At 62.5% G+C, this 26573-nt stretch carries 26 protein-coding genes and 1 tRNA gene; 18 read left to right on the forward strand and 9 right to left on the reverse strand.

Annotated elements, in window-relative coordinates:
* Positions 1 to 3 precede the first annotated feature (3 nt).
* Positions 4 to 258, reverse strand: coding sequence for a hypothetical protein (locus P3T20_RS35165; protein WP_074262607.1), 255 nt, complete (start codon positions 256 to 258; stop codon positions 4 to 6).
* A gap of 193 nt (positions 259 to 451) precedes the next feature.
* Between P3T20_RS35165 and P3T20_RS35170 the strand changes: the two genes are divergently transcribed.
* The 7 genes from P3T20_RS35170 (at position 452) to P3T20_RS35200 (ending at position 6606) form a co-directional block, all read left to right on the forward strand.
* Positions 452 to 1159 carry a response regulator transcription factor gene (locus P3T20_RS35170; RefSeq protein ID WP_074265850.1) on the forward strand — a complete coding sequence of 236 codons (708 nt, stop codon included), beginning with the start codon at positions 452 to 454 and terminating at the stop codon, positions 1157 to 1159.
* A gap of 65 nt (positions 1160 to 1224) precedes the next feature.
* The gene (gene hemA / locus P3T20_RS35175) at positions 1225 to 2511 is read left to right on the forward strand and encodes a glutamyl-tRNA reductase (protein WP_429289335.1); all 1287 of its coding nucleotides are present in this window, start codon (positions 1225 to 1227) and stop codon (positions 2509 to 2511) included.
* A gap of 125 nt (positions 2512 to 2636) precedes the next feature.
* Positions 2637 to 3719: a peptide chain release factor 1 gene (gene prfA / locus P3T20_RS35180; protein WP_429289336.1), complete on the forward strand. Its 1083-nt coding sequence runs from the start codon at positions 2637 to 2639 to the stop codon at positions 3717 to 3719.
* 35 nt (positions 3720 to 3754) lie between these two features.
* Positions 3755 to 4603: a peptide chain release factor N(5)-glutamine methyltransferase gene (prmC, locus tag P3T20_RS35185; protein ID WP_429289337.1), complete on the forward strand. Its 849-nt coding sequence runs from the start codon at positions 3755 to 3757 to the stop codon at positions 4601 to 4603.
* 107 nt (positions 4604 to 4710) lie between these two features.
* On the forward strand, positions 4711 to 5022 hold the full coding sequence (gene grxD, locus P3T20_RS35190) for a Grx4 family monothiol glutaredoxin (protein WP_429289338.1): 312 nt from the start codon (positions 4711 to 4713) through the stop codon (positions 5020 to 5022).
* A gap of 45 nt (positions 5023 to 5067) precedes the next feature.
* The gene (locus P3T20_RS35195; RefSeq protein ID WP_429289339.1) at positions 5068 to 5670 is read left to right on the forward strand and encodes a UbiX family flavin prenyltransferase; all 603 of its coding nucleotides are present in this window, start codon (positions 5068 to 5070) and stop codon (positions 5668 to 5670) included.
* A gap of 150 nt (positions 5671 to 5820) precedes the next feature.
* Positions 5821 to 6606: a DODA-type extradiol aromatic ring-opening family dioxygenase gene (locus P3T20_RS35200; protein WP_429289340.1), complete on the forward strand. Its 786-nt coding sequence runs from the start codon at positions 5821 to 5823 to the stop codon at positions 6604 to 6606.
* A gap of 503 nt (positions 6607 to 7109) precedes the next feature.
* On the opposite strand, the gene P3T20_RS35205 is transcribed toward P3T20_RS35200, so the two are convergent.
* On the reverse strand, positions 7110 to 8705 hold the full coding sequence (locus P3T20_RS35205; RefSeq protein WP_074262614.1) for an APC family permease: 1596 nt from the start codon (positions 8703 to 8705) through the stop codon (positions 7110 to 7112).
* A gap of 539 nt (positions 8706 to 9244) precedes the next feature.
* Here P3T20_RS35205 and P3T20_RS35210 point away from each other — a divergent pair.
* Positions 9245 to 9448 carry a cold-shock protein gene (locus P3T20_RS35210; RefSeq protein ID WP_007180251.1) on the forward strand — a complete coding sequence of 68 codons (204 nt, stop codon included), beginning with the start codon at positions 9245 to 9247 and terminating at the stop codon, positions 9446 to 9448.
* 88 nt (positions 9449 to 9536) lie between these two features.
* Here P3T20_RS35210 and P3T20_RS35215 read toward each other — a convergent pair whose 3' ends face one another.
* Entirely contained in the window at positions 9537 to 10787 is a 1251-nt protein-coding gene (locus P3T20_RS35215) for an Hsp70 family protein (RefSeq protein WP_429289341.1), read from the reverse strand.
* 171 nt (positions 10788 to 10958) lie between these two features.
* Between P3T20_RS35215 and P3T20_RS35220 the strand changes: the two genes are divergently transcribed.
* Positions 10959 to 12431: an MFS transporter gene (locus P3T20_RS35220; protein ID WP_429289342.1), complete on the forward strand. Its 1473-nt coding sequence runs from the start codon at positions 10959 to 10961 to the stop codon at positions 12429 to 12431.
* 10 nt (positions 12432 to 12441) lie between these two features.
* Here the strand turns inward: P3T20_RS35220 and P3T20_RS35225 are convergent, their stop codons facing one another.
* Entirely contained in the window at positions 12442 to 12564 is a 123-nt protein-coding gene (locus P3T20_RS35225; protein ID WP_429289343.1) for a hypothetical protein, read from the reverse strand.
* Positions 12565 to 12746: 182 nt separating this feature from the next.
* Here P3T20_RS35225 and P3T20_RS35230 point away from each other — a divergent pair, with 182 nt between their 5' ends.
* A complete protein-coding gene (locus tag P3T20_RS35230; protein ID WP_429289344.1) occupies positions 12747 to 13061 on the forward strand; it encodes an H-NS histone family protein in 315 nt (104 codons plus the stop codon).
* A gap of 60 nt (positions 13062 to 13121) precedes the next feature.
* Here P3T20_RS35230 and P3T20_RS35235 read toward each other — a convergent pair whose 3' ends face one another.
* Together P3T20_RS35235 and P3T20_RS35240 are read right to left on the reverse strand one after the other, a co-directional pair.
* Entirely contained in the window at positions 13122 to 13715 is a 594-nt protein-coding gene (locus P3T20_RS35235) for a nitroreductase family protein (protein ID WP_429289345.1), read from the reverse strand.
* Between the two features lie 128 nt (positions 13716 to 13843).
* Positions 13844 to 15127, reverse strand: a complete 1284-nt coding sequence (locus tag P3T20_RS35240; RefSeq protein WP_429289346.1) for an MFS transporter — start codon at positions 15125 to 15127, stop codon at positions 13844 to 13846.
* A 158-nt stretch (positions 15128 to 15285) separates the two neighbouring features.
* Between P3T20_RS35240 and P3T20_RS35245 the strand changes: the two genes are divergently transcribed.
* Together P3T20_RS35245 and P3T20_RS35250 are read left to right on the forward strand one after the other, a co-directional pair.
* Complete coding sequence (locus tag P3T20_RS35245) at positions 15286 to 15930, forward strand: TetR/AcrR family transcriptional regulator (protein WP_074262619.1); 645 nt, start codon at positions 15286 to 15288, stop codon at positions 15928 to 15930.
* Between the two features lie 71 nt (positions 15931 to 16001).
* Complete coding sequence (locus tag P3T20_RS35250; RefSeq protein ID WP_429289347.1) at positions 16002 to 16574, forward strand: DUF1415 domain-containing protein; 573 nt, start codon at positions 16002 to 16004, stop codon at positions 16572 to 16574.
* Positions 16575 to 16687: 113 nt separating this feature from the next.
* On the opposite strand, the gene P3T20_RS35255 is transcribed toward P3T20_RS35250, so the two are convergent.
* Entirely contained in the window at positions 16688 to 17518 is an 831-nt protein-coding gene (locus P3T20_RS35255; protein ID WP_429289348.1) for a class I SAM-dependent methyltransferase, read from the reverse strand.
* A 390-nt stretch (positions 17519 to 17908) separates the two neighbouring features.
* Between P3T20_RS35255 and P3T20_RS35260 the strand changes: the two genes are divergently transcribed.
* The 3 genes from P3T20_RS35260 to P3T20_RS35270 all read left to right on the forward strand — a co-directional run bounded on the left by P3T20_RS35260 (position 17909) and on the right by P3T20_RS35270 (position 21476).
* Complete coding sequence (locus tag P3T20_RS35260) at positions 17909 to 18229, forward strand: DNA-binding protein (protein ID WP_074262622.1); 321 nt, start codon at positions 17909 to 17911, stop codon at positions 18227 to 18229.
* A gap of 504 nt (positions 18230 to 18733) precedes the next feature.
* Entirely contained in the window at positions 18734 to 20020 is a 1287-nt protein-coding gene (locus P3T20_RS35265; RefSeq protein WP_429289349.1) for an MFS transporter, read from the forward strand.
* A gap of 151 nt (positions 20021 to 20171) precedes the next feature.
* On the forward strand, positions 20172 to 21476 hold the full coding sequence (locus P3T20_RS35270) for a TIGR03862 family flavoprotein (protein ID WP_429289350.1): 1305 nt from the start codon (positions 20172 to 20174) through the stop codon (positions 21474 to 21476).
* Between the two features lie 47 nt (positions 21477 to 21523).
* Here P3T20_RS35270 and P3T20_RS35275 read toward each other — a convergent pair whose 3' ends face one another.
* The gene (locus P3T20_RS35275) at positions 21524 to 22672 is read right to left on the reverse strand and encodes a methyltransferase (RefSeq protein ID WP_074262625.1); all 1149 of its coding nucleotides are present in this window, start codon (positions 22670 to 22672) and stop codon (positions 21524 to 21526) included.
* Positions 22673 to 22800: 128 nt separating this feature from the next.
* Here P3T20_RS35275 and P3T20_RS35280 point away from each other — a divergent pair.
* A tRNA-Thr gene (locus tag P3T20_RS35280) sits at positions 22801 to 22876 on the forward strand.
* A gap of 98 nt (positions 22877 to 22974) precedes the next feature.
* On the opposite strand, the gene P3T20_RS35285 is transcribed toward P3T20_RS35280, so the two are convergent.
* Positions 22975 to 23931, reverse strand: coding sequence for a LysR family transcriptional regulator (locus P3T20_RS35285; protein WP_429289351.1), 957 nt, complete (start codon positions 23929 to 23931; stop codon positions 22975 to 22977).
* A 113-nt stretch (positions 23932 to 24044) separates the two neighbouring features.
* Between P3T20_RS35285 and P3T20_RS35290 the strand changes: the two genes are divergently transcribed.
* Both P3T20_RS35290 and P3T20_RS35295 read left to right on the forward strand, forming a co-directional pair.
* A complete protein-coding gene (locus P3T20_RS35290; RefSeq protein WP_429289352.1) occupies positions 24045 to 25250 on the forward strand; it encodes a M20 aminoacylase family protein in 1206 nt (401 codons plus the stop codon).
* A gap of 16 nt (positions 25251 to 25266) precedes the next feature.
* A complete protein-coding gene (locus P3T20_RS35295) occupies positions 25267 to 26559 on the forward strand; it encodes an MFS transporter (protein WP_429289353.1) in 1293 nt (430 codons plus the stop codon).
* Positions 26560 to 26573 lie beyond the last annotated feature (14 nt).

Genomic DNA, 26573 nt, shown 5'->3' on the forward strand with positions numbered 1-26573 from the left:
AGTTCAGCGACGGGAGAACAAGCCGACCGTCACGGCAACGGCAATCAACGCAACAGCCGTACACACCGGCCATTCGAGCGTATCACCATCATGGAAGAGACCAGTCACGTTGCCGGCCAGGCTGGCGAACACTGCGCCCAGCACACCCATCAGCAACGCCACCCAGATACGTGCCCGGCTCGCGCGCCGCAGCGGATGGAACCACCAGCCCGCAAGGCCGACGGCCACGCCCAGCAACACGATACCAGGCCAACCCATCAGTAGGGGACCTCACTCACTTTCGGACTCTTCCCATATGCGCAAAGCGTTCGGACAGCTAGCATTTTTCTCTCGTTAATTATAAAGGTCAGCACGGCGCTTCCCGCATAGCGGTCGAGTTTAGGGGCCGGGGTCACATTTAGGCAAGCCGAAAGGAATGCCGCCCACGCCCGCCACGCTGAAATCGCGTTCTATGCGAATCGCTCTCATCGAGCCTGACCCGCGCCACGCGGAACTGGTCGACCGGCTGATCTTCGCCGGCGGCCACGGCTGCCAACACTTCATCGCCAGCGAGCCATTCCTGGTGCACGCGGCCAGCCAGTTCTTCGATCTCCTGTTGACCGATAGTTGGGCAGGCGACCGCTCTGCCGAAGATGTCATCCCTCGGGCGCGCAGCGTTCTGCCAGGCCTGCCGGTCATCATGCTGATGTCGGCGCCGCGCGAAAGTGAGATTGTCGCAGCACTTCATGCCGGCGCCGACGATTGTCTGGTTAAACCAGTACGTGGGCCGGAAATGCTAGCCCGTGTCGAGGCGCTGCTGCGACGCGCCGGACTGCGCCGTCCGCCCAACCGCCGGCTCGATGTGTTCGGCGGTTATGCGTTCGACGCCGCGCACTTTACCGTTACATTCCTTGAACAGACAGTGGCACTAACCCCCAAGGAATTCCGTTTCGCGCTTCTACTGTTTATTAATGTGTCGCGGCCGGTATCGCGCGTGCACATTCTCGAAACGGTCTGGGGCCGCCGGCGTGACGTAAGATCGCGTACGCTCGACACGCACGCGTCGCGGGTGCGCACCAAACTGCAGTTGCGGCCTGAGCATGGCTATTTGCTGACCCCGCTCTACGGCTACGGTTACCAGCTCGACGCAGTCCCGCCGGAACGCGCCGTGGGAGCCTGAAGCGGCCGTAGAACTGAAAGAAACGCGAAAACGCTATAATATTGGGCTAAACCATAGTCCCGCACATGCAGCTTCTAACGATCGGAATCAATCACCACACCGCGCCCGTCGCCTTGCGCGAACGCGTGGCGTTTCCGCTCGAACAGATCAAACCTGCATTGGCAACCTTCAAGGACATCTGGCTCGGCCCCGCCGCCCGGAGCGCGCCTGAAGCAGCCATTCTCTCCACCTGCAACCGCACCGAGCTCTATTGCGCGACCGACGATCATGCGGTCCGCGAGGCGGCTATCCAGTGGTTTTCGCAGTATCACCAGCTGCCGGTCAATGAACTGGCGCCGCACGTGTACGCACTGCCGCAGTCGGAAGCCGTGCGTCACGCGTTCCGGGTCGCGTCGGGGCTCGATTCGATGGTGCTGGGCGAGACGCAGATCGTCGGGCAAATGAAGGACGCCGTGCGCACGGCTTCGGAAGCCGGCGCCCTGGGCACCTATCTGAACCAGTTGTTCCAGCGCACCTTCGCGGTGGCGAAGGAAGTCCGCAGCACCACCGAAATCGGGGCGCAATCGGTTTCGATGGCAGCAGCAGCCGTGCGGCTCGCGCAGCGCATCTTCGACAAGGTGTCGAACCAGCGCGTGCTGTTTATCGGCGCGGGAGAAATGATCGAGCTGTGCGCGACGCACTTCGCGGCCCAGCAGCCGCGCGAACTGGTGGTGGCGAACCGCACCGCGGAGCGCGGCACGCGACTCGCCGAGCGCTTCAATGGCCGGGCGATCCCGCTATCTGAACTGCCCACGCGGATGCACGAGTTCGACATCATCGTCTCGTGTACTGCTTCCACGTTGCCGATCATCGGTCTGGGCGCGGTCGAGCGCGCGGTGAAAGCGCGCCGCCACCGGCCTATCTTCATGGTCGACCTGGCGGTGCCGCGTGACATCGAGCCGGAAGTCGGCAAGCTTCAGGACGTGTTCCTCTACACCGTCGACGATCTCGGCGCCATCGTGCGTGAAGGCAACGCCTCGCGTCAGGCGGCGGTCGCGCAGGCCGAAGCGATCATCGAAACCCGGGTGCAGAATTTCATGCAGTGGCTCGACGCGCGCAGCATCGTGCCGGTGATCCGTCATATGCATACGCAGGCGGATCTGCTGCGCCGGGCCGAAGTCGAACGCGCGCAAAAGGCGCTCGCGCGCGGCGAGGATCCGGCTGCCGTGATCGAGGCGCTGTCGCAGGCGCTGACCAACAAGCTGATCCATGGTCCGACGCATGCACTCAATCGCGCCAGCAGCGAGAATCGCGATAAGCTCATCGAACTGATGGGCGGTTTCTACAAACATTCCGGGTCTTCGGAACGTTAGCGGCGCTGCCGCCGCGCGCCGCCTCGCCATGTGAGTTCGCTTAGGCAGGCCGGCGCCAACCTCCAGGGCTTGCGCCCGCCTCCCCAGTTACGCCATCCTTTCCGGAGCCCGCTCCGTACCGTCCGATGAAAACGAGCATGCAAAGCAAGCTCGACCAGCTCACCACCCGGCTGGCCGAACTGAACGATCTGTTGAGCCGCGAGGACGTCACCTCGAATCTCGACCAATACCGCAAGCTGACGCGTGAACACGCCGAGCTCGGGCCGGTGGTCGAGCACTACGCGCTGTGGCGCCAGGCCAGCAACGACGCAGTTACCGCGCAGGAACTGCTGGCGGACGCCGGAATGCGCGATTTCGCCGAAGAAGAGATCCGCGCGGCCCGCGAGCGGATGGAGCAACTCGGCGCCGAGCTGCAGAAAATGCTGCTGCCGAAAGACCCCAACGACGATCGCAACATCTTCCTCGAAATCCGCGCCGGCACGGGCGGCGACGAGTCTGCGCTGTTCGCGGGTGATCTGCTGCGGATGTATCTGCGCTTCGCCGAACGCAACCGTTGGCAGGTCGAAATGATGTCGGCCAGCGAATCGGATCTGGGCGGCTATAAGGAAGTGATCGTGCGGATCGCCGGGGAAGCGGCGTATTCGAAGCTCAAGTTCGAGTCTGGCGGCCACCGCGTGCAACGCGTTCCAGCGACTGAAACCCAAGGGCGAATCCACACTTCGGCATGTACGGTCGCGGTGATGCCGGAAGCGGATGAGATCGGCGAAGTGGAGATCAATCCAGCCGATCTGCGTATCGATACGTTCCGCGCGTCGGGTGCCGGCGGTCAGCACATCAACAAGACCGACTCGGCCGTGCGGGTGACCCACCTGCCGACCGGCATCGTCGTGGAGTGCCAGGACGATCGCTCGCAGCACAAGAACAAGGATCGCGCGCTGAAGGTGCTTGCCGCTCGTATCAAGGACAAGCAGTATCACGAGCAGCACGCCAAGGAAGCCGCGACCCGCAAGAGTCTGATCGGCTCGGGCGACCGCTCGGAGCGCATCCGTACCTACAACTTCCCCCAGGGGCGTCTCACCGATCACCGTATCAACCTGACACTGTACCGCCTCGAGTCGATCATGGACGGCGATCTCGACGAACTGATCGCCGCGCTGGTCAGCGAGCATCAGGCTGAGTTGCTGGCGTCGCTCGGCGATGCGGACTAAGCGCATTGGCTGGATGCGAAACCACCGCCATGCCCATGAATAACGTCGCCGCCCTGCTGCGCACCTCGGCCCTGCCGCCGTTCGAAGCGCGGATCCTGCTCGGGCACGCGCTCGGCTGGCGCCGCACCGAGTTGATCACGCGCAGCGACGAGCCGCTCGACGCCGAACCCGTGGCGCGTTTTCAGGCACTAGAGGCACGGCGTGTTGCCGGTGAACCGGTGGCGCAACTGATCGGCGCGCGCGAATTCTTCGGGCTCGATTTCGAAGTGACGCCGGATGTGCTGATCCCGCGGCCGGAAACCGAACTGCTGGTCGAAACCACGCTGGCGGCGCTGGACGGGATCGCGCGGCCGCGTGTGCTCGATCTCGGCACGGGCACCGGCGCGATCGCAGTCGCCATTGCCTCGGTCAGGCCCGATGCGCAGGTCTGGGCCGTCGACCGTTCAGGTGAAGCGTTGGCAGTCGCCGCTCGCAATGCCGCCCGGCTGCTGGACGCCGCGCGCCCCGGCGGCCCTGTGCAGCTAGTGCGCAGCGACTGGTACGATGCGCTCGAGCGCGCGCTGCGCTTTGACGTGATCGTTAGTAATCCACCGTATATTGCCAGCGGCGACCCGCATCTGACGGAAGGCGACTTGCGCTTCGAACCGCGCGGTGCCTTGACCGATGAGGCGGACGGCCTCAGCGCAATCCGCGCCATCATCGCCGGCGCGCACACTCGCTTCGACGAACAACGCGGCGGCGTGCTTTGGCTCGAACACGGCTACGATCAGGCCGCAGCCGTGCGCATGCTGCTAGCTCAAGCCGGTTTCGCAGCCGTGCGCTCGGAATGCGATCTTGCCGGGATCGAACGCATCAGCGGCGGCGAGTGGCAAGCGGGCGTATAAACGAAGATCGCGCGAGATCCGCGCCGACACCGCCGTCAGCCCGTCGCAACGAAATCCGCTATCATTTCACTCTATCTCCACCACATTCCGGAACCGCAAGGTCAGCCATGGATACGCAACAACGCATCAAGCAAATCGTCGACGACAACGCCGTCGTGCTCTTCATGAAGGGCACCGCGCAGTTTCCGATGTGCGGCTTTTCGGGCCGCGCCATCCAGATCCTGAAGGCCTGCGGCGTCGATACGCCCAAGACCGTCAACGTCCTCGAGGACGACGAAGTGCGCCAGGGCATCAAGGAATTCTCCAACTGGCCGACCATTCCCCAGCTCTACGTGAAGGGCGAGTTCATCGGCGGCTCGGACATCATGATGGAGATGTATCAGAACGGCGAACTGCAGCAGCTGTTTGCTGCAGCCTGATCGCCGCCTGCCGTTTCAGAAGCTGAACCCCAGGTGCCGCCAGCCATGGAAACACGCGCTGCGGCGCCTCGCCGGCTGATCGTCGCGATCACCGGCGCGACCGGCGCCGTCTATGGCATCCGGTTGCTTGAAACGCTGCGCAGATTGGGCGGCGTGGAATCCCATCTGCTGATTTCCAGCGCCGGCTGGCTCAATATCCAGCACGAACTCCAGTTAAGCAAAGAAGACGTGCATCCGCTGGCGGATGTCGTCCATTCGGTGCGCGATGTGGGTGCGAGCATTGCATCCGGCTCGTTCTCGACCGACGGCATGATCGTCGCGCCCTGCTCCATGAAGACGCTGGCAAGCATCGCCCACGGTCTCTCGGACAACCTGATCACCCGCGCCGCCGACGTTACGCTCAAGGAACGACGCCGCCTCGTGCTGATGGTGCGCGAAACGCCGCTAAACCTCGCGCATCTGCGCAATATGACCGCCGTCACCGAAATGGGCGGCGTGATCTTTCCGCCGCTGCCGGCCTTCTATAACCAGCCTGCCTCGATCGACGAGATGGTCGATCACACGGTAGCGCGCGTGCTGGATCTTTTTGCGCTGGGGCCATCGCTCTCACCCGCCTGGGCGGGGCTGCGCAACTCGCGGGCGGAATAGCACACCTCGGCGCGGCATGCGGGAAGCGCGCCGATTGACAACCCGCACGAAGCAATCAAATCCGGATTGACCCGTTTATCAAACGGGAGTGCGGCCTTATATTGGTAGCAACCCAACTTACGAGCCGCACTTGCTGCGGACTTCGCTGCCATGAACCGTATGCCGTCGCTTTTCCTGTCCCACGGCGCGCCAACGTTGCCGATCGACCCTTCGATGCCGTCTGCCGAGTTCGGCACACTGTCGGCCCAGTTGCCTCGTCCGGAAGCCATCCTGATGCTGTCGGCCCACTGGGGCACCGCTCAACCGCTGGCGAGCACCGCTGAGCATCCAGAGACAATCCACGATTTCTACGGCTTTCCGCGTCAGTTATACGAGATCCAGTACCCCGCGCCGGGCGCGCCGGATATCGCACGACGCGCCGCCGCGCTGCTCAATGAACACGGCCTGCTCGCCGATACGCAGTCGCACGGCCTCGATCACGGCGCCTGGGTGCCGATGCTGCTGATGTTTCCGAACGCCGACGTCCCGGTGGCGCAGTTGTCGATCCAGCCGCACATGGACGCCACCCACCACTTCCGACTTGGCCGCGCGCTGCGGGCGCTGAGGGACGAGGGCGTGATGGTGACCGGTTCTGGCCAGATCACGCACAATCTGCGCGCCGCCGATTTCTCCGCTCGCCCGGAAGACGCTGATCCGCGCGTGACCGAATTCACCGACTGGTTCGAAACGAAGCTGGCCGGGCACGATATCGACGCGCTGCTCGACTATCGCCGCCAGGCACCGCACGCCGCGTACATGCATCCAACCGACGAGCACCTGTTGCCGGTATTCGCTGCGCTCGGCGCGGCAGACGACGACTACACGCTCGCGATCCAGTCGCTCGGGACGTTCCAGAAGTCGCTGGCGATGACGAACTACGTGTTCGGCACGGCGTAAGCGTCGATGCGCCGCGCCGGCCACGCCGAATAGTAAAAGCCCGTCAGAGGAGACTCAGCTATCCGGACTACAACGGTGTCGGGCTTTTGAGCTAATTGGCGCTGAGACCCGCGTCCTGGAGGGATTGCGGGTCTTTTTCTTGCCGGCAATATCCGACTGGGCGACCGCCGTTCGAAGCAAATTGCCTCGCAATCAATGGCTTGCTGTGCATCAGATCCAAGACAATTGCTTCCTTCAAATGAAGCAATTATGAGAAATTTGATGCCATATAGTGAAGCGTATCGGCACCCCGTGCTTTCGCATGGCCAAGGCCCGTATAGGCTTTCAATGCCCGTAAAAAAGCGAGCCTCCGAAGAGGCTCGCAGTAATCGCCAACCAGGCCTGCCCGTTCGCCAACGCCTTTGCGGTGCGGGCAGCAAACTCAGGCGGGCTTTTTTGGCCCGGAATCCCGCGGCGGGCAACACAACCGCAGCATTCAGACCGGCATCAAGCAGCGCGGACGATCAATGCGCGCCCATCCCTTCGAGCACTTCGTCGTGGACATCGCGCTCATCAAGGTAGTCGGTGCGATAACCGGTGTGCACGCCCCAGTAATAGAAAATCAGCGCGAAGACGATCACGGTCAGCATGTCCCAGCCATACGGCAGAACGTCGTGACCGCCAAACTGCTTGCTGCCGATCAGCGAAAGCACCGCCATGACCGGCAGGTACGCCACCAGCCACCATGCCGCCTTCAGATCGCGCTCGTAGCCGCTGAAGCCTGACTTCGCCTGGAAGTAGAAGTACACCGGCAGAGCGACGATCATCAACAGGATGATTTCGCCGGTCAACGGCCACTTCGCCCAGTACAGCACCAGCGATGCGCAAACGAACGCAAAGGGCGCAATGATCTTCATGCCCGGGATATGCAGCGGACGATCCAGATCCGTCGCCGCGCGGCGCAGTGCCATCAGGCTGATCGGGCCCGTCAGGTACGAAATCACGGTCGCAACCGAAATCACTGCCGCGAGCGAACTCCAGCCGCGGAAGAAGAACAGGAAGATGAACGAAACCAGCAGGTTGAACCACATCGCCTGACGCGGCACGCCGTAGATAGGGTGCACGTTGCCGAACATCTTCGGCATCGTGTTGTTGCGCTCCATGGCGTAGATCATGCGGCTCGTGGTCGCCATATAGGTCGTACCTGTGCCGCTCGGGCTGACGAACGCATCCACGTACAGCAGGAACGCCAGCCAGTTGAGGTTCAGTGCAAGCGCCAGTTCAGCGAACGGCGACGCGAAGCTGAAGTGGCTCCAGCCCTTCATCACGTCAGCCGGGTTCACTGCACCGATATAGGCAATCTGCAGCAGCACATAGATCACCAGTGCCAGCAGGATCGAGCCGATCACCGCGAACGGCACGCTCTTCGCCGGGTTGCGCGCTTCACCCGCGAGGTTGATCGGGCTCTGGAAGCCGTTGAAAGCGAACACGATACCGCTCGTCGCCACCGCCGTGAACACTGCCGACCAGCCATACGGCGCAAACGTGCTCGCCTCGCCGAAGTTCTCGTGATGGAAACCTGCCGCCATCAGACCAGCGATCGTTGCCGCGGGAATCACGAACTTGAAGATCGTGATAGTCGTATTAGCACGTGCAAACAGCTTCACGCCCCAATAATTGAGCATGAAATAGATAATCACGAGGATCGCAGAGAGCAATAACCCATTCGTGGTTAATGACCCATTCACGAACAATGCATGAGCCCATGGATATGGCCATGTGCTCATGTATTGAATCGACGCTTCGGCTTCGATTGGAATCACCGACACGATCGCGATCCAGTTAGCCCATGCGCTAACAAAACCGACCAGCGCGCCGTGCGAATAGCGCGCGTAACGCACCATGCCGCCCGACTCCGGGAACATCGCGCCGAGTTCAGCATAGGTGAGTGCGATCGCCAGAATCACCACCGCGCCGATTATCCAGGCGCAGATCGCTGCGGGGCCTGCAATTTTTGCCGCCTTCCACGCACCGAACAGCCAGCCCGATCCGATGATCGAGCCGAGGCCGGTCAGCATCAGCGCGAACGGGCCAATGTTCCGTTGAATAGAACTTTTCACGTCTTCTCCTATTGTCGACCAGAGTGGGCGCTGAAGCGCCTACTCTGGCCCCATGCAACTTGTTGCGGTCGACCGGAGTAAGCGCTTTAGCGCTTACTCCGGTCCCATGCGAATGCGGTCAGGTCAAAAACATGTCGGCACCGCGGCAATGCTTTGACGCTGGAGACGGGGTGACGGGCATGATGGGCGCAGGCTTATACCTGGGATCAGGTGCAACCCTGGCGCGGCGCGTAGTTTAACGGTTGCACCGAAAGAATGCAGGCGAAGCTAGGGTTATCCCTAGCGAGAAATTAAGGGGAACGCAAGTTTCGTGAGCGCCCGTCGCGCCTGGCCCTAAAACCTTGTAAAGATGTGCTGAGAGTGTTGACCTTCTCTCGAAATCGCCGTATAACGTTCGGGCAGGATTTCAAGCGGCGAGTGAATTGGTCTTTCGTAGTTCGCCCATCAACGGTACTCCGGTTGGTCCCATTACCCCCTTCCTTGATTTTCATGCACCCAACGGGCTTCGGCCTTATTTACCATCTTTAGGAACAAGTAATATGGAAACCGGTACCGTCAAGTGGTTCAATGACGCAAAGGGCTTCGGCTTCATCACTCCCGACGGCGGCGGTGAAGATCTGTTCGCGCATTTCTCGGAAATCCGCACGGAAGGCTTCAAGACGCTGCAAGAAAACCAAAAGGTTACGTTTGAAGTGAAGACGGGCCCGAAGGGCAAGCAAGCAGCTAACATCAAGCCGGTGTAAGCGCACGCTTCCTTCTGGACGCAAAGAAAAAACCCCGCCAAGGCGGGGTTTTTTTACGTCTGTCGGAAATACGCGTGACGGCCGGCGTTTATCCGAATAGCCGCCGCGCGTGAATGCCAAGGCCCGTCGCCACGCTGGCGAGGCGATCGCCGAATACCGGCCGGGCGTCTGGAAAGGCCGCGGACAGCGCGCTGGACAGAAATGCCAAACCCGTTGAACCGCCGGTGAAATAAATCGCGCCCACGTTGCGCGGCGCCACGCCGGCCGCCTGCACGGTATCGCGCGCGGCCTGCACGATACGCAGCGTCTCGTCGTGCCCCGCCTTGATGAGCTGCGTTTCGTCGAAGGCGAGGCGCAGGTCGTCTTCCACCAGCTCCAGATCGATCATCGTCTCGCCGCCGGCCGCAACGCCGATCTTCGCCTCTTCCGCGTGCGCCGCCAGGGCATGCCCCAGACGCCGGTCGACCACCCGCGTGAGGCGGTCATGGTGCTTCACATCGGTGAACAGGTGCCGCATCAGCGTCAGTTCGCTGACCCGCTTGGGCCCGTAGACGGTGTTGATCAGGTGCCACGTGGCAAGGTCGAAGTAGATGCGGTTCGGAATCTCGCGTCCTTCCGGATCGAGCGTCTGATAACCCAGTTCGCGCAGAATGGTGGCAAGTTCGACACGGCGGTCGAAGTCCGTGCCCGCCACGTGCACGCCGTGATGCGCCAGCACGTCGTCCTTGCGTTCGACCCGCTTCATGCGATCCGGCCCGACCCGCACCAGCGAGAAGTCCGACGTGCCCCCGCCGATGTCGGCCACCAGCACGAGCCCCTCTTCGGTCAGATGCGACTCATAATCGAACGCCGCGGCGATCGGTTCGTACTGGAAATGAATCTCCCGCAGGCCCACCGAACGCGCCGCCGCCTCCAGTTGCTGTTGCGCAAGCTGGTCGGCGCGCGGATCATCGTCGACGAAGAACACAGGGCGGCCCAGCACCGCGCGGCTGATTGAGCTACCGGCGCTGGCTTCCGCGGAGCGCTTCAGGTGATCGACGAAGATCGCGATGACCTCGGTGTATTTGATCGCCGAGCCGTCGCCGAGGTCGGTCGAGTTTTCCGCCAGTGCCGAGCCGAGAATGCTTTTCATCGAGCGCATCAGGCGACCGTCGAAGCCGTCTATATAGGCTTCGAGCGCCGCGCGGCCGAAGTCGCGGGTGTTTTCGTCCGTATTGAAGAACACTGCAGTGGGCAGCGTCGTGTAGGCACCTTCGACCGGCGCAAGCCGCAGCGCCGCGCCGTCGGGCACGGCGACGGCCGAATTCGATGTGCCAAAGTCAATCGCGCAATAGGTCATGGCAGTAAATCGCCGCTCACGGCTGGCGCGGACAGAAAGTGGACCGGCTTTGTATCACGAAAGCGCGGCGGGTATCAACCGGGTCCCTACGGACGGGTTCAACGGAACGGAAATTGCTCATTGGCGAAGGATACGCCATTCAAATTACCCCATACGTGGAGACTTGCCGCAATGACCGAGCCTGTCAGCGCCGCAGTGCAGGAAAAACCGCGCAACGTGATCGAAACCGATCTGCCGTCGCGCCTCGATCGTCTGCCTTGGGGTCAGTTTCATTCCCTGATCGTGGTCGCGTTGGGCATCACCTGGCTGCTCGACGGGCTCGAAGTGACGCTGGCCGGCGCCGTCGCCAGCGCGCTGAAGACAAGTCCAACGCTGCACTTTACCAATAGCGACGTGGGCCTGGCCGGAAGTGCCTATATTGCGGGCGCCGTGCTCGGTGCGCTCGGCTTCGGCTGGCTCACCGACCGGCTCGGCCGGCGCAAGCTGTTCTTCATCACGCTCGCGCTGTATCTGACAGCTACCGCGGCCACTGCGCTGTCGTGGAATCTGGCGAGCTTCCTGTTGTTTCGCTTTCTGACTGGTGCCGGAATCGGCGGCGAATACACGGCGATCAATTCGACGATCCAGGAATTCACGCCAGCGCGTGTACGCGGCTGGACTGACCTCGGCATCAACGGGACATTCTGGGTGGGCGCGGGAATCGGCGCGGCCGGCTCGCTCGTGCTGCTCGATCCGCATCTGCTACCCGCCGACTGGGGCTGGCGCGCGTGCTTTTTAATCGGCGCGGTGCTCGCGCTCGCGATTCTGCCGATGCGCGTCTGGGTGCCGGAAAGCCCGCGCTGGCTGCTCACACACGGTGAAGCGCCGGAAGCCACCACGATCGTTGAGAACATCGAAGCGCGCTTCCGCCGCGCCGGACATCCGCCGATGGACGAGCCGCTCACCCGCTTGCGTCTGCGCACGCGTGACCACACGCCGCTCGGCGAAGTCTTCCACGCGCTCTTTACGGTGCATCGGCGCCGCGCGCTGGTGGGCCTTTCGTTGATGACCGCGCAGGCGTTTTTCTACAACGCGATCTTCTTCACCTATGCGCTCGTGCTCACGGATTTCTATCACGTACCGGGCGATCATATCGGCTGGTATCTGCTGCCGTTTGCGCTCGGAAATTTTCTCGGACCGCTGCTGCTGGGGCGCCTGTTCGATGTGATCGGCCGCCGCAAGATGATTTTCACGACGTATGCGCTCTCGGGCATTTTGCTGACGCTCAGCGGCTATCTGTTCGAACACAACCTTCTCACTGTCACCACGCAGACGATTGCGTGGATGGTGATTTTCTTCTTCGCTTCCGCGGCAGCGAGCTCGGCTTATCTGACGGTGAGCGAATCGTTTCCGCTGGAAATTCGCGCATTGGCCATTGCCGTGTTCTACGCATTCGGCACGGCGCTCGGCGGCATTGCTGGGCCGGCATTCTTCGGACGACTGATCGATACGCATCAGCGCAGCGCGGTGTTTACCGGCTATCTGGTCGGCTCGGCACTGATGATCGGCGCAGCGGTAGTGGCCGCGATCTGGGGCGTCGATGCGGAGCGCAAGTCGCTCGAAAACGTTGCCACTCCGTTGTCGGCGGTGACAGACAACGAGTGAGCGCGGTGCCTCACAACACGATCACCCACTGTCCCGCACATAAGGACAGTGCATTGCCGGTCTCGCCAGTATTCGCGATCCACCATGACAGATACTGTTCAACCATGCGCTCGCTGAGTCCGCGCTGGCTCAACGATCGCTCCAGGACCGGCTTGTCTCCCTCGCGGTTCCCCGACCAGCAGAGGCCGGTCCTGCTTCACCAGCGCGCCACGCGCGCTGGTGCTTTTTCTTTCAACGGCACGTGGTGGCCTAAACGGCAGCATTGAATGCCGCGGGTCGATCGCAATCATTCTTTCGCACTTAAAGGACCGTCCGATGGTGTCTTACCAGGAGCTGCTCAGGCAGCGCCTCCAGCTCGAAGCCGATATTGCCGCTGCGCGTGCAGCGGAGCGGCGAGCCGTCATCGCACAAATTCGCCGGTTGATGTGCGAGTACCGGCTCACCACACGCGATGTATTGCCTGCGCGCGCAAGCCGGCGCGTGCGCCCGCAGCAAGGCCCGGCGCTCTATCAGGACCCGGTAAGCGGCGCACTCTGGTCGGGACGCGGCCGGCCGCCGCGTTGGCTGCAAGGCAAGGAGCGCGATCTATACCGCGTGAGCGGCGAGTCGAGCGAAACTGTGTCCGAATGAAAAAACGCGCGGTCTTGCGGACCGCGCGTTTCCTGTCTTTCAGAGCAATTCTCCAGCGTCTTAGAACGCCTTCTTCCATGCACCGCTATATGCGATCTCGCCCAGCGGAAAACGCGTGCGTACCGACTTCTCGCGCTCGCGCAGCACCGGGTCGAGCTTCTCGACTTCGCCGAAGTGGCCAAGCGAAATCATCGCGATCACCTCGACGTCGTCGGGGATCGCAAACGCCTTGCGGAATGCGTTGACGTCGAAACCGCTCATCTGGTGCGCAGCGAGACCTAGCGCGTGAGCCTGCAATACCAGCGCCATCGCGGCCGCGCCCGCATCGTACGGAGCGCAACGGTTCACTTCACCCTTGTTGGTGAGCGTATGCGTGGTCACGGCGATCAGCACCGGCGCCGGCGCATTCCAGCCCTGATTGAACGGCACCAGCGTGGCGAAGGCGCGCTTGAACGAGACTTCGTCGCTGCTGCGATCGAACACAATGAAACGCCACGGTTGGCCGTTGTACGACGAAGGCGCCCAGCGGGCCGCTTCAAGAACCGCATGCAGGTGCTCACGGCTGATCGGCTCGCTCGAATAGGCGCGCGGACTCCAGCGACCTGCAATCAGTTCGTGAATGGGAACTGCGGTTGGGGCGGGTTTGTTGGTCATGCGCTTCTCTCAGTCGAAATTCATGATCGACGGGCGGCTGCCCGGGGCACATAGAATAACCGGGCTTCGCCGTGAGCGCTTCAAAACGGACTGATAAAACGTATTCGAGAACGCGGTGGCCCCGACGCCTACACCGGCTGTGGCGACACTGTCCGCTCACCGCGGTTGATGCGCAGCACGATCACCGAGGCGACGAGGCACAAGCCGCCCGATATCATCGACGCCACCGTGTAAGTGCCGAGGCTCGAGCGCAGCATGCCCGCGCCCAGCGCCGCGAACGCCGCGCCGAGCTGGTGACCGGCCACTACCCAGCCGAACACGACCGGCGCTGCTTCCTTGCCGTAGACATCGGTGGCAAGACGCACGGTGGGCGGCACGGTCGCGATCCAGTCGAGTCCATAGAAAACCGCGAACAGCGGCAAACCAAAAAAGTCGATGCCGAAAGCATGCGGCAAATACATCAACGACAATCCGCGCAGCCCGTAATACCAGAACAGCAGCACCCGGCTATTGAAGCGATCCGACAGCCAGCCCGACAGCGTCGTGCCGAACAGATCGAAGATGCCCATGGCGGCGAGCAGCGACGCGCCCTGCACTTCGGAGAGGCCATAGTCACCGCACATGGCGATCAGGTGGGTGCCGACGTAGCCGTTGGTACTCGCCCCGCAAATAAAGAAGCTGAAAAACAGCAGCCAGAAATCGCGCGTCTTGCTTGCCATCGCGAGCGTGCCGAAAGCGATTGCCAGCGGATTCTGCTTCGAGAGTTGGGTGTTGATGGGCGAGTCGGCCGGTTCGCCGAACGGGCGCAGCGTCAGATCGGCCGGACGCTCGGGCAACAGGAAGGCCACCAGCGGCAGCACGATCGCCGCCGCGCCCGCCACTACCCAGACCACCGGGCGCCAGCCATGATGCTCGGCAATCGCCGCGAGCAGCGGCAGGAACACCAGTTGGCCGGTGGCCGAACTGGCGGTGAGGATGCCCATCACGAGCCCGCGATGCGTCGTGAACCAGCGGTTCACCACCGTGGCGGACAAGGACAGCGCCGCCACCCCAGTCGACCCGCCCACCATCACACCCCAGATCAGGATCATCTGCCACGGATGCGTCATCAGCGACGACAGCGCCACGCCGCTCGCCAACGTGGCGAGCGCGATCAGCACGGTTGGGCGCACACCGAAACGTTGCATCGCCGCCGCCGCAAATGGCCCCATCAGGCCGTACAGCGCGATATTCACCGAAATTGCCAGCGAAATGGTCGCCCGGCTCCAGCCGAACTGATGCTCGAGCGGCACCATCATCACGCTTGGCGTGGCGCGCGTCCCCGCCGCAGCCAGCAACACCAGAAACACCACCGCCACGGTCAACCAACCGTAATGGAAGCGCCCGCCAATCATTCTCGCTGCCCAGTTCATCGGATCTCCAGTCGGCTCGCCGTTCGTCGAACGCAGCCGGCTCGTGTTTTGTTACGCGTTTTGTAAAGGACTTGTGACAGATCAGTCACAATGGTGTTGCGATACTAGTGACCGGTCGGTAACATGTCAAGCTATCCATTATCGAACGTAGGGTCACCATGTCCCAGAGCACTGCATCAGCACCGGCCAAGCCCGCCCGTCGCGCCCGCACGCAGACTGCAGGGCCGCAGGCGCAGGAGCATCTGCTGAAAGCCGCCGGCGAACTGTTCTATCGGGAGGGTGTGCGGGCGGTGGGGGTCGACGCCATCGTCGAGCGGGCCGGCGTCAACAAGATGAGTCTATACCGCCAGTTTTCGTCGAAGGACGACCTGGTGCTGGGCTACCTGGAGCGCCAGGATACGCGGTTTTTCAGCTACGTCGAGAAGAGCTTCGCGCAGCATCCCGGCGAACCGGCCAGGCAGCTTTTGCAGTACTTCGAAGATCTGGTCGTGCGCGCATCGGTCGAAGATTATCGCGGGTGTCCGTTTGTGAATGTCGCGGTGGAGTTTCCGGATGCATCGCATGCTGCCCGGCAATTTGTCGCCGGCAACAAGGCGCGTCTGATGGCGCGCATTACTGAGCTTGCCGTCGAGGCCGGCGCCGACGACCCTGAAGCACTTGCCAATGGGCTAGGACTGCTGATCGAAGGGGTATATGCGGCAAGCCAGACCTACGGCCCGGGCTGCGGGCCGATTCAGGCCGCGCCGCGAGTGGCGGCGCAGTTGATTGCCGCAGCTTGTGCGACACCCGCCGCGAAGCTATAAGAACGCGTCAGAAGGCGCGGGCCACAATCACCGCGGCCGGTAAAATGAGGCTTTCAGCCCGCCGCTCTGCCATGTCGCCGTCTTCCTCCCTCGATTCCCACGACGCCATCCTCGCCGCCACCCGTCACTGGCTGACCCGAGCCGTTATTGGCCTGAATCTCTGTCCGTTCGCCAAGGCCGTGCACGTCAAGAACCAGATTCGCTACGCGATCAGCGAAGCGACGGATCTCGAAGGGGTCCTGATCGATCTTGAAGTGGAATTGAAGACGCTCTTTGAGGCCGATCCCGCCGAAATCGACACGACGCTGCTGATCCTTCCGCAAGCACTTGCCGATTTCCTCGAATACAACGACTGTCTGTTTTTCGCGGACCGGATGCTCAAGCAGTTGCGCCTCGCAGGCGAACTACAGATTGCGAGTTTTCACCCGCAGTATCAGTTCGAAGGAAGCGAAGCGAACGACATCGAGAACTATACGAACCGCGCACCCTATCCGATCCTGCACCTGCTGCGCGAAGCGAGCATCGAACGTGCGGTGGAGGCGTTTCCCGACGCCGAAGCGATCTACGAGCGCAATCAGGAAACCTTGCGCCGGCTTGGGCTGGCCGGCTGGGAAAAATGGATGAGCGAGCCGGCAGATGAGTGAATGGCCAACCTGCCGCAGACAAGCCGCGAGTTAGCAGTGAATGGCGAGTGAGCGGCAAACAGGCAGCGAACACACAACGCGGTTTCGCACCCCTTCCGCCCCTCAAGTCCCGCTCACGCCTCCACAAAAAACCGCTCGCGCAACTCCGCCAGCCCGAGCGTTTCCATCACCTCATTGAGCCGCTCCGTTGGACGGCGGCGCGGCAAGTCCTTGTACTGGGCGATGATCAGTTCGTTCTTCATCGAATGCTCCCAGCCCACGAGTTCGGTCACGCTCACCTGATAGCCGTGCGCCTCGAGCTGCAGACAGCGCAGCACGTTGGTGATCTGGCTGCCGAACTCCCGCGTATGCAGCGGATGGCGCCAGATTTCCGTCAAGGCGTTGCCGAGCGACTTGCTCTTGTTCTGACGCAGCACTCCCGCCACTTCGGCCTGACAGCAGGGCACCACCACGATGTACTTCGCATGCTTTTCCAGCGCGAAGCGAATCGCATCGTCGGTCGCCGTGTTGCACGCGTGCAGCGCCGTAACGATATCGATCTGCGGCGGCAACCGGTCCGACGAAATTGATTCGGCCACCGACAGATTCAGGAACGACATGCCCTTGAAGCCGAGCCGCGCAGCCAGCGCCTCGGAACTCGTCACGAGTTCTTCACGCGTTTCAATGCCGTAGATGTGCGAATTATCCCGATGCTCCTTGAAAAACAGGTCATACAGGATAAAACCAAGGTAGGACTTGCCCGCACCGTGATCGACGAGGGTCAGGTCACCCTGGGTTTCTTTCAGATCTTTCAGCAACGGCTCGATGAACTGGAACAGGTGATAGACCTGTTTCAGCTTGCGACGGCTGTCCTGATTCATTTTGCCGTCGCGCGTGAGGATGTGCAGTTCCTTTAGCAGTTCGACAGATTGGTTGGGACGAATTTCGTGAGTTTTGCTGGACATCGTACGGACCATCATCGATTACACGGCGAACGTGCGACAGGCGACGGAAAAAGAGAGAAGTTGCTGCCAGTTTACCCAAACCGCGGCAGATCTACCGATTCAAGGCCGCCAAGCGTGCGCGAAACGCGTATTCCTGGAACACTTCCTGCTCTGAAAAGGGGGGCAGGAAGCGCACTAGACAGGACGCGAAACGCGTAGAAAGCGAAGCATGCAGCCCAAGCCCCGTGGCAGGCCGCATTTAGAACAACGACACACTACCGGCTGCCAGATCGATCAGGCGAACCGTACACGTGTGGGGAGGTCGGACCGGAACACTGGTCCGGACGTTACGTAACCTGCAGTGCGCCGCGATGTTAACCGGAAGCGCGCTCAGACGATATTGAGGCGGCAATGGATACGATACCCAACGGCAACGCCGAACAGAAATTCCAGGAAATGTTGACCAAACTATTGGCAACGCCAACCTGGTCCGAGAAACAGCAGATCGAACTCGAAATGGCGCGTGACATTTCGGTTGAGATGCTGCGCCTCGCCGAGTTGATGCGTGATGGCACCGTCGACATGGAAACCTGTCTGACGATGCTCAAGTACGCGAAGGTACTCGACTTCGTGATGACCACGCTCGCGTCCCGGCGCGATATCAAGCCGCAGACGCTGCGGGTGATTTTCAAGCTCGCCGGGCTGAAGGTCGACGAGGAGTATCCGGGGTGAGACGCCCGGCGCGGTACAGATAAACCGAAGAGCAAAGGCGTCGACACGCTTTCAAGGGCCGCATTGCGCAGCGATAAGGCGCGGCGGCCCTTTGCTTGACGCTTTAGCCGGTCCGAAAGCGCACCCACACCTGCTTCAGAAATGCTGCGACGCAGCAGCAATGTCCGCAACGAAATGCGAGCTTCGCGCGCTTCGAGAATCGCGTCATGCTCCTTGAACGCCACCTTCTATGGGTCGCCGGTTCTCTTCCTCATCATTCGCTCAAACATCAAGCGTAGCCCTCCGCCGGCATTGCTTTCGCAGTGCCCGCGCATGCGTCCCAGCCTGACGCGCGCCCGAGAGGTTGCTTGACCAGTTTTGCAAGCGCCTCCATTATCGGCAACTGCACACGCAGTTCCGCCTGCAGAGCGGGACGCACACGACAGAAGCGCCGCCAGCACGGCATCGCAGCGGAGCTGCAGGATCTACACGACGGATGCCGCCCCTCACGGAGGAGACGTTGTTATGAGAAAAATGCGTTGGGTTGTGATTTTTCTGTGCTTTCTGGCCATTGCAGTGAACTACGTCGATCGGGCGAATCTCGCGGTCGCCGCGCCGCAGATCGAAAAGGCGCTCGGCATCGGGCCGGCCCAGATGGGTCTCATCCTCAGTGGTTTCTTCTGGACGTATGCGTTCATGCAGATGCCGTTCGGCTGGTTTGTCGACCGGGTCGGCGCCCGTATCGCGCTGCCGCTGGCAGTGGGCTGGTGGTCGGTGTTCACGGCCGCCACGTCGGTAGCGGGCAGCGTCAGTGCGATGTTCGGCTGCCGGCTGATGCTCGGCATCGGCGAGGCGGGTGCGTATCCGTCCTGCGCCAAGCTGGTCGCGCAGTGGTTCAAGCCAGCGCAGCGGGCAATCGCCACCAGCATCTTCGATAGCGGCTCGCGAGTCGGTTCCGCACTGTCGATTCCGCTCGTTGCATTGATCATCAGCACCGCGGGCTGGAAGGCCTCGTTCGTCATCACGGGCCTGCTTGGCGCGGTGTGGATCGTCGGCTGGCTGGTGATCTACCGCAGCCCCGCCCACGGCGACATGACCGGCCCCACTGACGTCCAGCTACAGCGTCAGCCACGCGCCGGCGAACCGCACGCGAGCTGGGCGTCGCTGTTCCGCCATCGCACGGTGTGGGGCATGATGCTCGGCTTCTTCTGCCTGAACTTCGTGATCTATTTCTTCATCACGTGGTTTCCGAGCTATCTCGTGCAGACGCGCGGCTTTTCGCTCAAATCGCTGGGCACGCTTGGAACGATTCCGGCATTGATGTCGATTCCCAGCGGCTGGCTGGGCGGTTATGTTTCCGACGCGCTCTACCGGCGCGGCTGGAGCCTCACCGCATCGCGCAAGACGTGCATGGTGGGCGGCATGCTGATGTCGTCGGTGATCACGCTGTCGGCCTTCACCTCGAATATCTATCTGATGCTGGCGTGCTTCGGCGTCGCGTACGGTAGTCTCGCGTTTGCCGCCGCGAGTATCTGGTCGCTGCCCGCGGATGTCGCCCCCACGCCGAACCATGTTGCGTCGCTCAGCGGCATTCAGAATTTCGCCTCGAACCTGGCCGGGATCGTCATCACCACGTTTACCGGTGTGATGGTCGCGTTGACCAAAGGCTCATTCACGATTCCGCTGATCGTCGCAGGCGGATTCTGTTTTTTGGGCGCGTTTAGCTATCTGGTGATTGTGGACCGGGTCGAGCCGCTGCCCACCAGGCACGATGGGCATCACGATGCCGAGACCGCGCGCTCGCCGGTCTAGGTCGAGCACGAGAGGGCTCTGGACACGAAGTCGCCGCGGGTTTGCCCGCAAGCGGCTCGCGGTGTGAAAATAGAGGGCTTTGCGCGGCCAGACGTGGCAAGCTGGCCGCGCGCGCCGCTTTCTCCCTCACGCTCTCACCCGAATGCACCCCATGTCCAACCTGCCCGATTCCGCTCGTGTTGCCGTGATTGGCGGCGGCCCCGCCGGGCTGATGGCCGCCGAGGCGTTAGCTTCGGGAGGCGTGCAGATCGACGTGTACGATGCGATGCCGTCGGTGGGACGCAAGTTCCTGATGGCAGGCAAAGGCGGGATGAACATCACGCATTCCGAGCCGCTTGAGGCGTTCCTCGGACGCTACGGCGCACGGCGTGAACAGATCGCAGCGCTACTGGACATGTTCGGGCCGGACGCGTTGCGCGCGTGGCTTCATAAGTTGGGCGTCGAAACGTTCGTCGGCAGTTCAGGCCGCGTGTTTCCTACCGATATGAAAGCGGCGCCGATGCTTCGCGCCTGGCTGCATCGCCTGAGGGAATCGGGCGTGCGGTTTCACATGCGGCATAAATGGGTGGGATGGGATGCCTCGAACGGCGCAGGTGACGAGGGCACACGGAACACTGAAGAACGCGGGAACTCCCCGCAGCAAACGCTTCTCTTCATGACGCCCACGGGCGAGCAGCAGGTGCGCGCGGACGCCGTGATATTCGCGCTGGGTGGCGGAAGCTGGCCGCGCCTCGGCTCAGATGCCGCATGGGTGCCGTTGATGACGGCGCGCGATGTGCCCGTTGCACCACTCCTCCCCGCCAACTGCGGCTTCGATGCAAACTGGAGCGACTACTTCCGCGAGCGTTTCGCGGGACAGCCAGTGAAACCCGTGTCAATCACATTGATCGACACAGACGGCAACGCCCAGCATCGGCAAGGCGAGTTCGTCGTCACCGAAACGGGTATTGAGGGGAGTCTGGTGTACGCGCTGTCGGCAGCGGTCCGCGAGCGGATCCTGACGGATGGCGAGGTGACGATCATGCTCGATCTCGCTCCCGCACTCACCGCGCAACGCGTGCTCGACGAAGTCACCCGCCCGCGCGGCTCACGCTCGATGTCGACCCATCTCCAGAGCCGCATCGGCCTGGGCGGAGTCAAACTCGGCCTGCTGCATGAAGCGCTGTCGAAGGAGGCGTTTACCGACACGGCGCTGCTCGCTCAGACGATCAAGGCACTGCCGCTGAGACTCGTACGCCCACGGCCGATTGAGGAAGCCATCAGCAGCGCGGGAGGTGTGCCGTTTGAGGCACTCGATGCGCGTCTGATGATTGGACATTTGCCGGGGGCGTTCTGCGCCGGTGAAATGCTCGACTGGGAAGCGCCGACCGGCGGGTACCTGCTGACCGCGTGCTTCGCAAGCGGTTTGGCCGCGGGACGCGGGGCGCTGGCTTATCTGGCTGGCACCAGACGCTGAAGCAAGGCACCCTTCGCCGTCCCCGCTTGCTCGCGGACTGTCGGCCCCTAGCGCGCCTTCAACCGCCACAGCGACGTCACTTCTGCCACGCGTGCGGCGTGCAGCGGATCGGTCTCATCCGACGACTTCGGATGCCGGGGCCGAATATCTTCCCGACCGATCACCGTAAGCCCAGCCTTGTCGATCGCTTCGAGCAAAAACTCGCGCGTGCGCAGGCCAAGATGCTCAGCGAAATCCGACAGGATCAACCAGCCCTCCCCACCGGGCGACAGATGGTCCGCCAGCCCGTTCAGGAAGCCGAGCAGCATACGGCTGTCGTTGTCGTAGATTGCGTATTCGATCGGCGACGCCGGCCGCGCCGGCACCCACGGCGGGTTACAGACCACGAGCGGCGCACGGCCTTCGGGGAACAGATCGGCCTCAACCACTTCAACCTGCTGGGTATAACCGAGACGTGTGAGATTCTCGCGCGCACACGCCAGCGCCCGCGGGTCCTGATCCGTGGCGACGATCTTCTTCACACCGCGTTTGGCCAGCAGCGCAGCGAGCACACCCGTGCCCGTGCCGATATCGAATGCCTTGTTCAGTGAAGGCAACGGCGTACGCGCAACCAGATCGATGTACTCACCACGCACCGGCGAAAACACGCCGTAGTGCGGATGAATGCGCTCGCCAAGCAGCGCAATCTCCACGCCCTTCTTGCGCCATTCGTGAGCGCCGATCAGACCCAGCAGTTCGCGCAGCGAAACCACCGACGGCTCATCAGTCGACGGACCATACGTCTCCGCACAGGCCAGCGCCACTTCCGGCGCACGGCGCAGGGGAATGGCGTAGCTGGCGTCGAGCGGAATCAGTAGCATGCCGAGCGTACGCGCACGTTGCGACTGCGCCTGGCGGTGAAAATTAAAGGCGTCGATCAGCGTCTCAGCCTGCTTGCGCGGCTTGCGTTCGACGCGGCGCGTCACCGCCTGCAAAAGCTGGCGGGCGTTCTGGAAATCGCCTTGCCACAGAAGCGCTGTACCTTCGCATGCGAGGCGATAGGCGGTGTCAGCGGTGGTGCGGTCATCCGCGACGACGACGCGTCTGGGCGGCGGCACCGCTGCTTCGGAGCGCCAGCGCGCGGAGCGCGGGCCGTCGGCCTCGGGCCAGGTGATGGTCGGGGGTTCGGTGGGGTGCGGCGTAGGGTGTTGGGTCATTGAGAAAGGTGGGAATCCGATATGACAGGGACATCGGATAGACGTACATGGTAACTGATGGACCGGCGGGATGCGGCGCGCCTGGTAGCAGTATGCTTCTTCTTGGCTTATAATAGCGCGCTGCTTTCGCCCCCTTAGCTCATTTGGTAGAGCACTTGACTTGTAATCATGAGGTGGTCTGTTCGAATCAGACAGGGGGCACCAGATAAGACGACGGGCTACGCGATGTTTGCGTAGCCCGTTTTGTTTTGGCTTTTGCGGCCGAAATGGCGCGTGGGCAGTTCGTCTCAAAACCGGCTGCGTCAGCCAGCCTTCGCTCCCGCGGCCGCCCCGTGCCGCTGCATCGCCTTGACAAGCTGCGCCCAGAGAAATTCGGCAGCGGGAGACAGCCGCCGCCCCACCCGCCGTATCGCCTGACTGCCAAACTCGCGCGCGATCGGATGATCGATCTCAAGCGCGACGAGTTTCCCGGCGTCCAGGTACTGCCGCGCCGCATCCGTCGACATAAACGCCACGCCCAGCCCCGCCGCAGCGATTGCCTGCGCCGCCGAAAACAGGTCGCAGCGATAAGCCGGCGTCAGATTCAGCCGCTCCGCGCGGATCAGGGAGTCGAGATACTGCTGAACGCCAAAGCGCGCCTGCATGAAGATCAGCCGCTGACCGGCCAGTTGTTCGATGCGGATTCGCCGCTCGCCCGCCAGCGCGTGCTGCGGACTGACGAGCGCGCACAACGGCGCAGCGCGGAAAGTTCGCGCCCGAATGGCCGGATCGCTGCCGCCGCCCGCGCATAGACCAAGATCGACCTCGTCATTACGAACCATCGCGATGATTTCCGAGGTGGACCCGGCACGCAGGTCCACCACGATGTCCGGGAACTGCAGGCTGAATGCCTCGAGCACTGTGGCAAGCAGCTTCTCCACGAAACCCTCGCCAATGCCGATCTCGAGCCGTCCCCGCCGCAAACCCCGGTAGTCCTCCAGTTGCGCCAGCATCTCGGCATCGCGCCGCGCGCTTTCGCGGAAATGCTCGACCAGGCTGTGGCCAATCTCCGTGAGCGTCACGCGCCGGCCGCGCCGTTCGAGCAACGCCACCCCATGCACACGCTCAAGCTGCGCCACCTGGCGGCTGATAACCGAACCGTTGATGGACAAAGCGTCCGCGGCCGCCCGCACGCCGCCGTGCACCTCGATTTCGTGGAGATAGCGCAGACTGCGAGTGCTGAGCACGGTATCCGGCAGCGTTTCGGTGTCGCTCGACATGGCTTCATCCGTTGACATTGAAGTCAACATTATCGACCGTAAAACGTCATTGATCGGGCCTTTTTGCGGCGAAATACTGCTTTCATCCCTCACTAACGGGCAAGCTAAAAGCCATGGCAGACATTGCGACTTTCTGTTCCCTCGACGACACCCACGATCTGCGCGAAGAACTGAGCGGTATCCGCCACCATCTTCATCGCCACCCGGAACTGGCCTATCAGGAGTTCAAGACTTCGGACTTCGTTGCACAGAGCCTGGAAAGCTGGGGCTATGCCGTCACGCGCGGTCTCGGCGGCACGGGCATGGTGGCGACGCTCAAGGCCGGTACGGGTTCGCGCGCGGTCGCCGTACGCGCCGACATGGACGCTCTGCCGATCAACGAGGAGACCGGCCTGCCCTACGCCAGCAGCGAGCCAGGCCGGATGCACGCATGCGGCCACGATGGCCATACGACGATGCTGCTCGGCGCAGCCCGTCATCTGGCCCGCACGCGCCGCTTCGACGGCACGGTGCATCTGGTGTTTCAACCCGCCGAAGAAATCGGCGCGGACAGCGGCGCCAAACGCATGATCGAAGACGGCCTGTTCGAGCGCTTTCCGTGCGACGCGATCTTCGGCTTGCACAATCATCCTGGTTATCCGACCGGGACCTTCATGTTCCGCAGCGGTCCGTTCATGGCGGCGTGCGACACGGTCGAGATGGTGATTCACGGGCGCGGCGGCCATGCAGCGCGGCCTCAGTTGGCGGTCGACCCGGTCGTGATTGGCGCTGCACTCGTGTTCGCGCTGCAGACTGTCGTGTCACGCAGCGTCGATCCGATGCAGGCCGCCGTGGTCACGGTCGGTGCCTTCAATGCAGGGCACGCGGCGAACGTGATCCCCGAAACAGCGCGTCTGCAGATCAGCGTGCGCTCGTTCGACGCCGAGGTCCGCAAGCTGCTCGAGACGCGCATCCGCGCGCTCGCGCAAGCGCATGCAGACGCTTACGGCGCCCGTATCGAAGTCGACTACGTGCCGGGCTACCCGGTCGTCGTCAATAGCGCACCGGAGACCGAGCTTGCCCTGCAGGTCGCGCGCGAACTGGTGGGCGAGGCACGCGTGGTCGACGGTTTCGGCCCTATAGCGGGCAGTGAGGACTTCGCCTACTACCTGCAGGAAAAGCCGGGCTGTTTCCTGCGCCTGGGCAACGGGGAAGGCGCGCCGATGCTGCACAACGCCTCATACGACTTCAACGACGACAACCTCACGGTGGGCGCGGCTTACTGGACGCGGCTCGTCGAGCGATTCCTGGCCGGAACCGCGGCCGTGCACAAACCCTGAGCGCAGGTAAATCACCATGTCAGCCAAACCCGTCGGGACGTCCGCCGTGCCACCCATTTCCACACCTGTGTCGCAAGGCAAGATCGTCGTGGCTGCGGTCATCGGCAATCTGCTCGAATTTTTCGACTTCACCGTCTACAGCTTCTTTGCGCTAACGATCGCCAAGCTCTTTTTCCCCGCACACGATCCGGTCGTCTCGACGTTGCTTGCGCTGTCGGCCTTCGCGATCGGCTTTGTCGCGCGGCCGGTGGGCGGCTTCGTGCTCGGGCACTACGCAGACAAACACGGACGCCGCGCCGCGCTCACGTTGACCATCTTCCTGATGGCGGTGGGGTCCGCGATGATCGGCCTCGCACCCGGCTACGCGACGATCGGTCTCGCCGCCCCCGCGTTGATCGTGTTCGCCCGGCTGTTGCAGGGCTTCGCGCAGGGCGGTGAGTTCGGCGCCGCGACGGCGACCTTGCTGGAGACCGGTTCAGCCAAGGGCCGCGGCTTCCGGGCAAGCTGGCAACTGGCTAGCCAGGGCGCGGCCGCGCTGCTCGGCTCCGGCATGGCCGCGTTGCTCAACTACCAACTCAGCAGCACCCAACTGCTCGACTGGGGATGGCGCGTGCCGTTTTTGCTCGGCGTCCTGATCATGCCGGTGGGCGTTTATCTGCGCCGGCATATCGTCGAAGAGCCGCCTTCGGCCGCCAAGGCAAAAGGCGCGAGCATCGAACCGGGACTCGTGCGCAAATGGTTTCTGACCGTGTTCGCGATCATGGGCATGACCGTCGCGACCTACGTCCTGATGTACTACGTCCCCACCTACTCGATCCAGTATCTCGGACTGCCGCCGAAGCTTTCCATGCTGGTGTCGATCGGCGCGGCTTGTTCTTCGCTGACCTTGTGCCCGCTGTGGGGCTTGCTCTCCGACAAGATGCAGCGCCGCAAGCCGCTCACCATCATTGGCCGGGTCATGTTGATCGCCTTGCTGTACCCGGCCTTCTGGCTGATGAACCACTTTCCGTCGCTGCCCGTTGTGTTCGGCCTGATCGTGCTCCTGATGATTTTCTACACGATGGGATCGGCGCCGGCATATGCGCTGATGCCCGAGAACTTCCCGAAGCATGTGCGCGCCGGATATCTGGCCAGCGCCTATGCGGTCGCCGTGTCGGTGTTCGGCGGGACGGCCCAGCTGGTGGTGGCGTGGCTGATCAAGGCAACGGGCAATACGCTTGCCCCAGCCTGGTACATGATTGCTTGCGTGATCGTTTCGCTTGTCGCCGTTTCGATGCTCGAAGAAACGGGTGGCCGAGAACTGGCCTGAGGAAGCTGTGGGCG

It is taken from the genome of Paraburkholderia sp. GAS206C (assembly GCF_050435645.1).
Taxonomy (GTDB): domain Bacteria; phylum Pseudomonadota; class Gammaproteobacteria; order Burkholderiales; family Burkholderiaceae; genus Paraburkholderia; species Paraburkholderia phenazinium_B.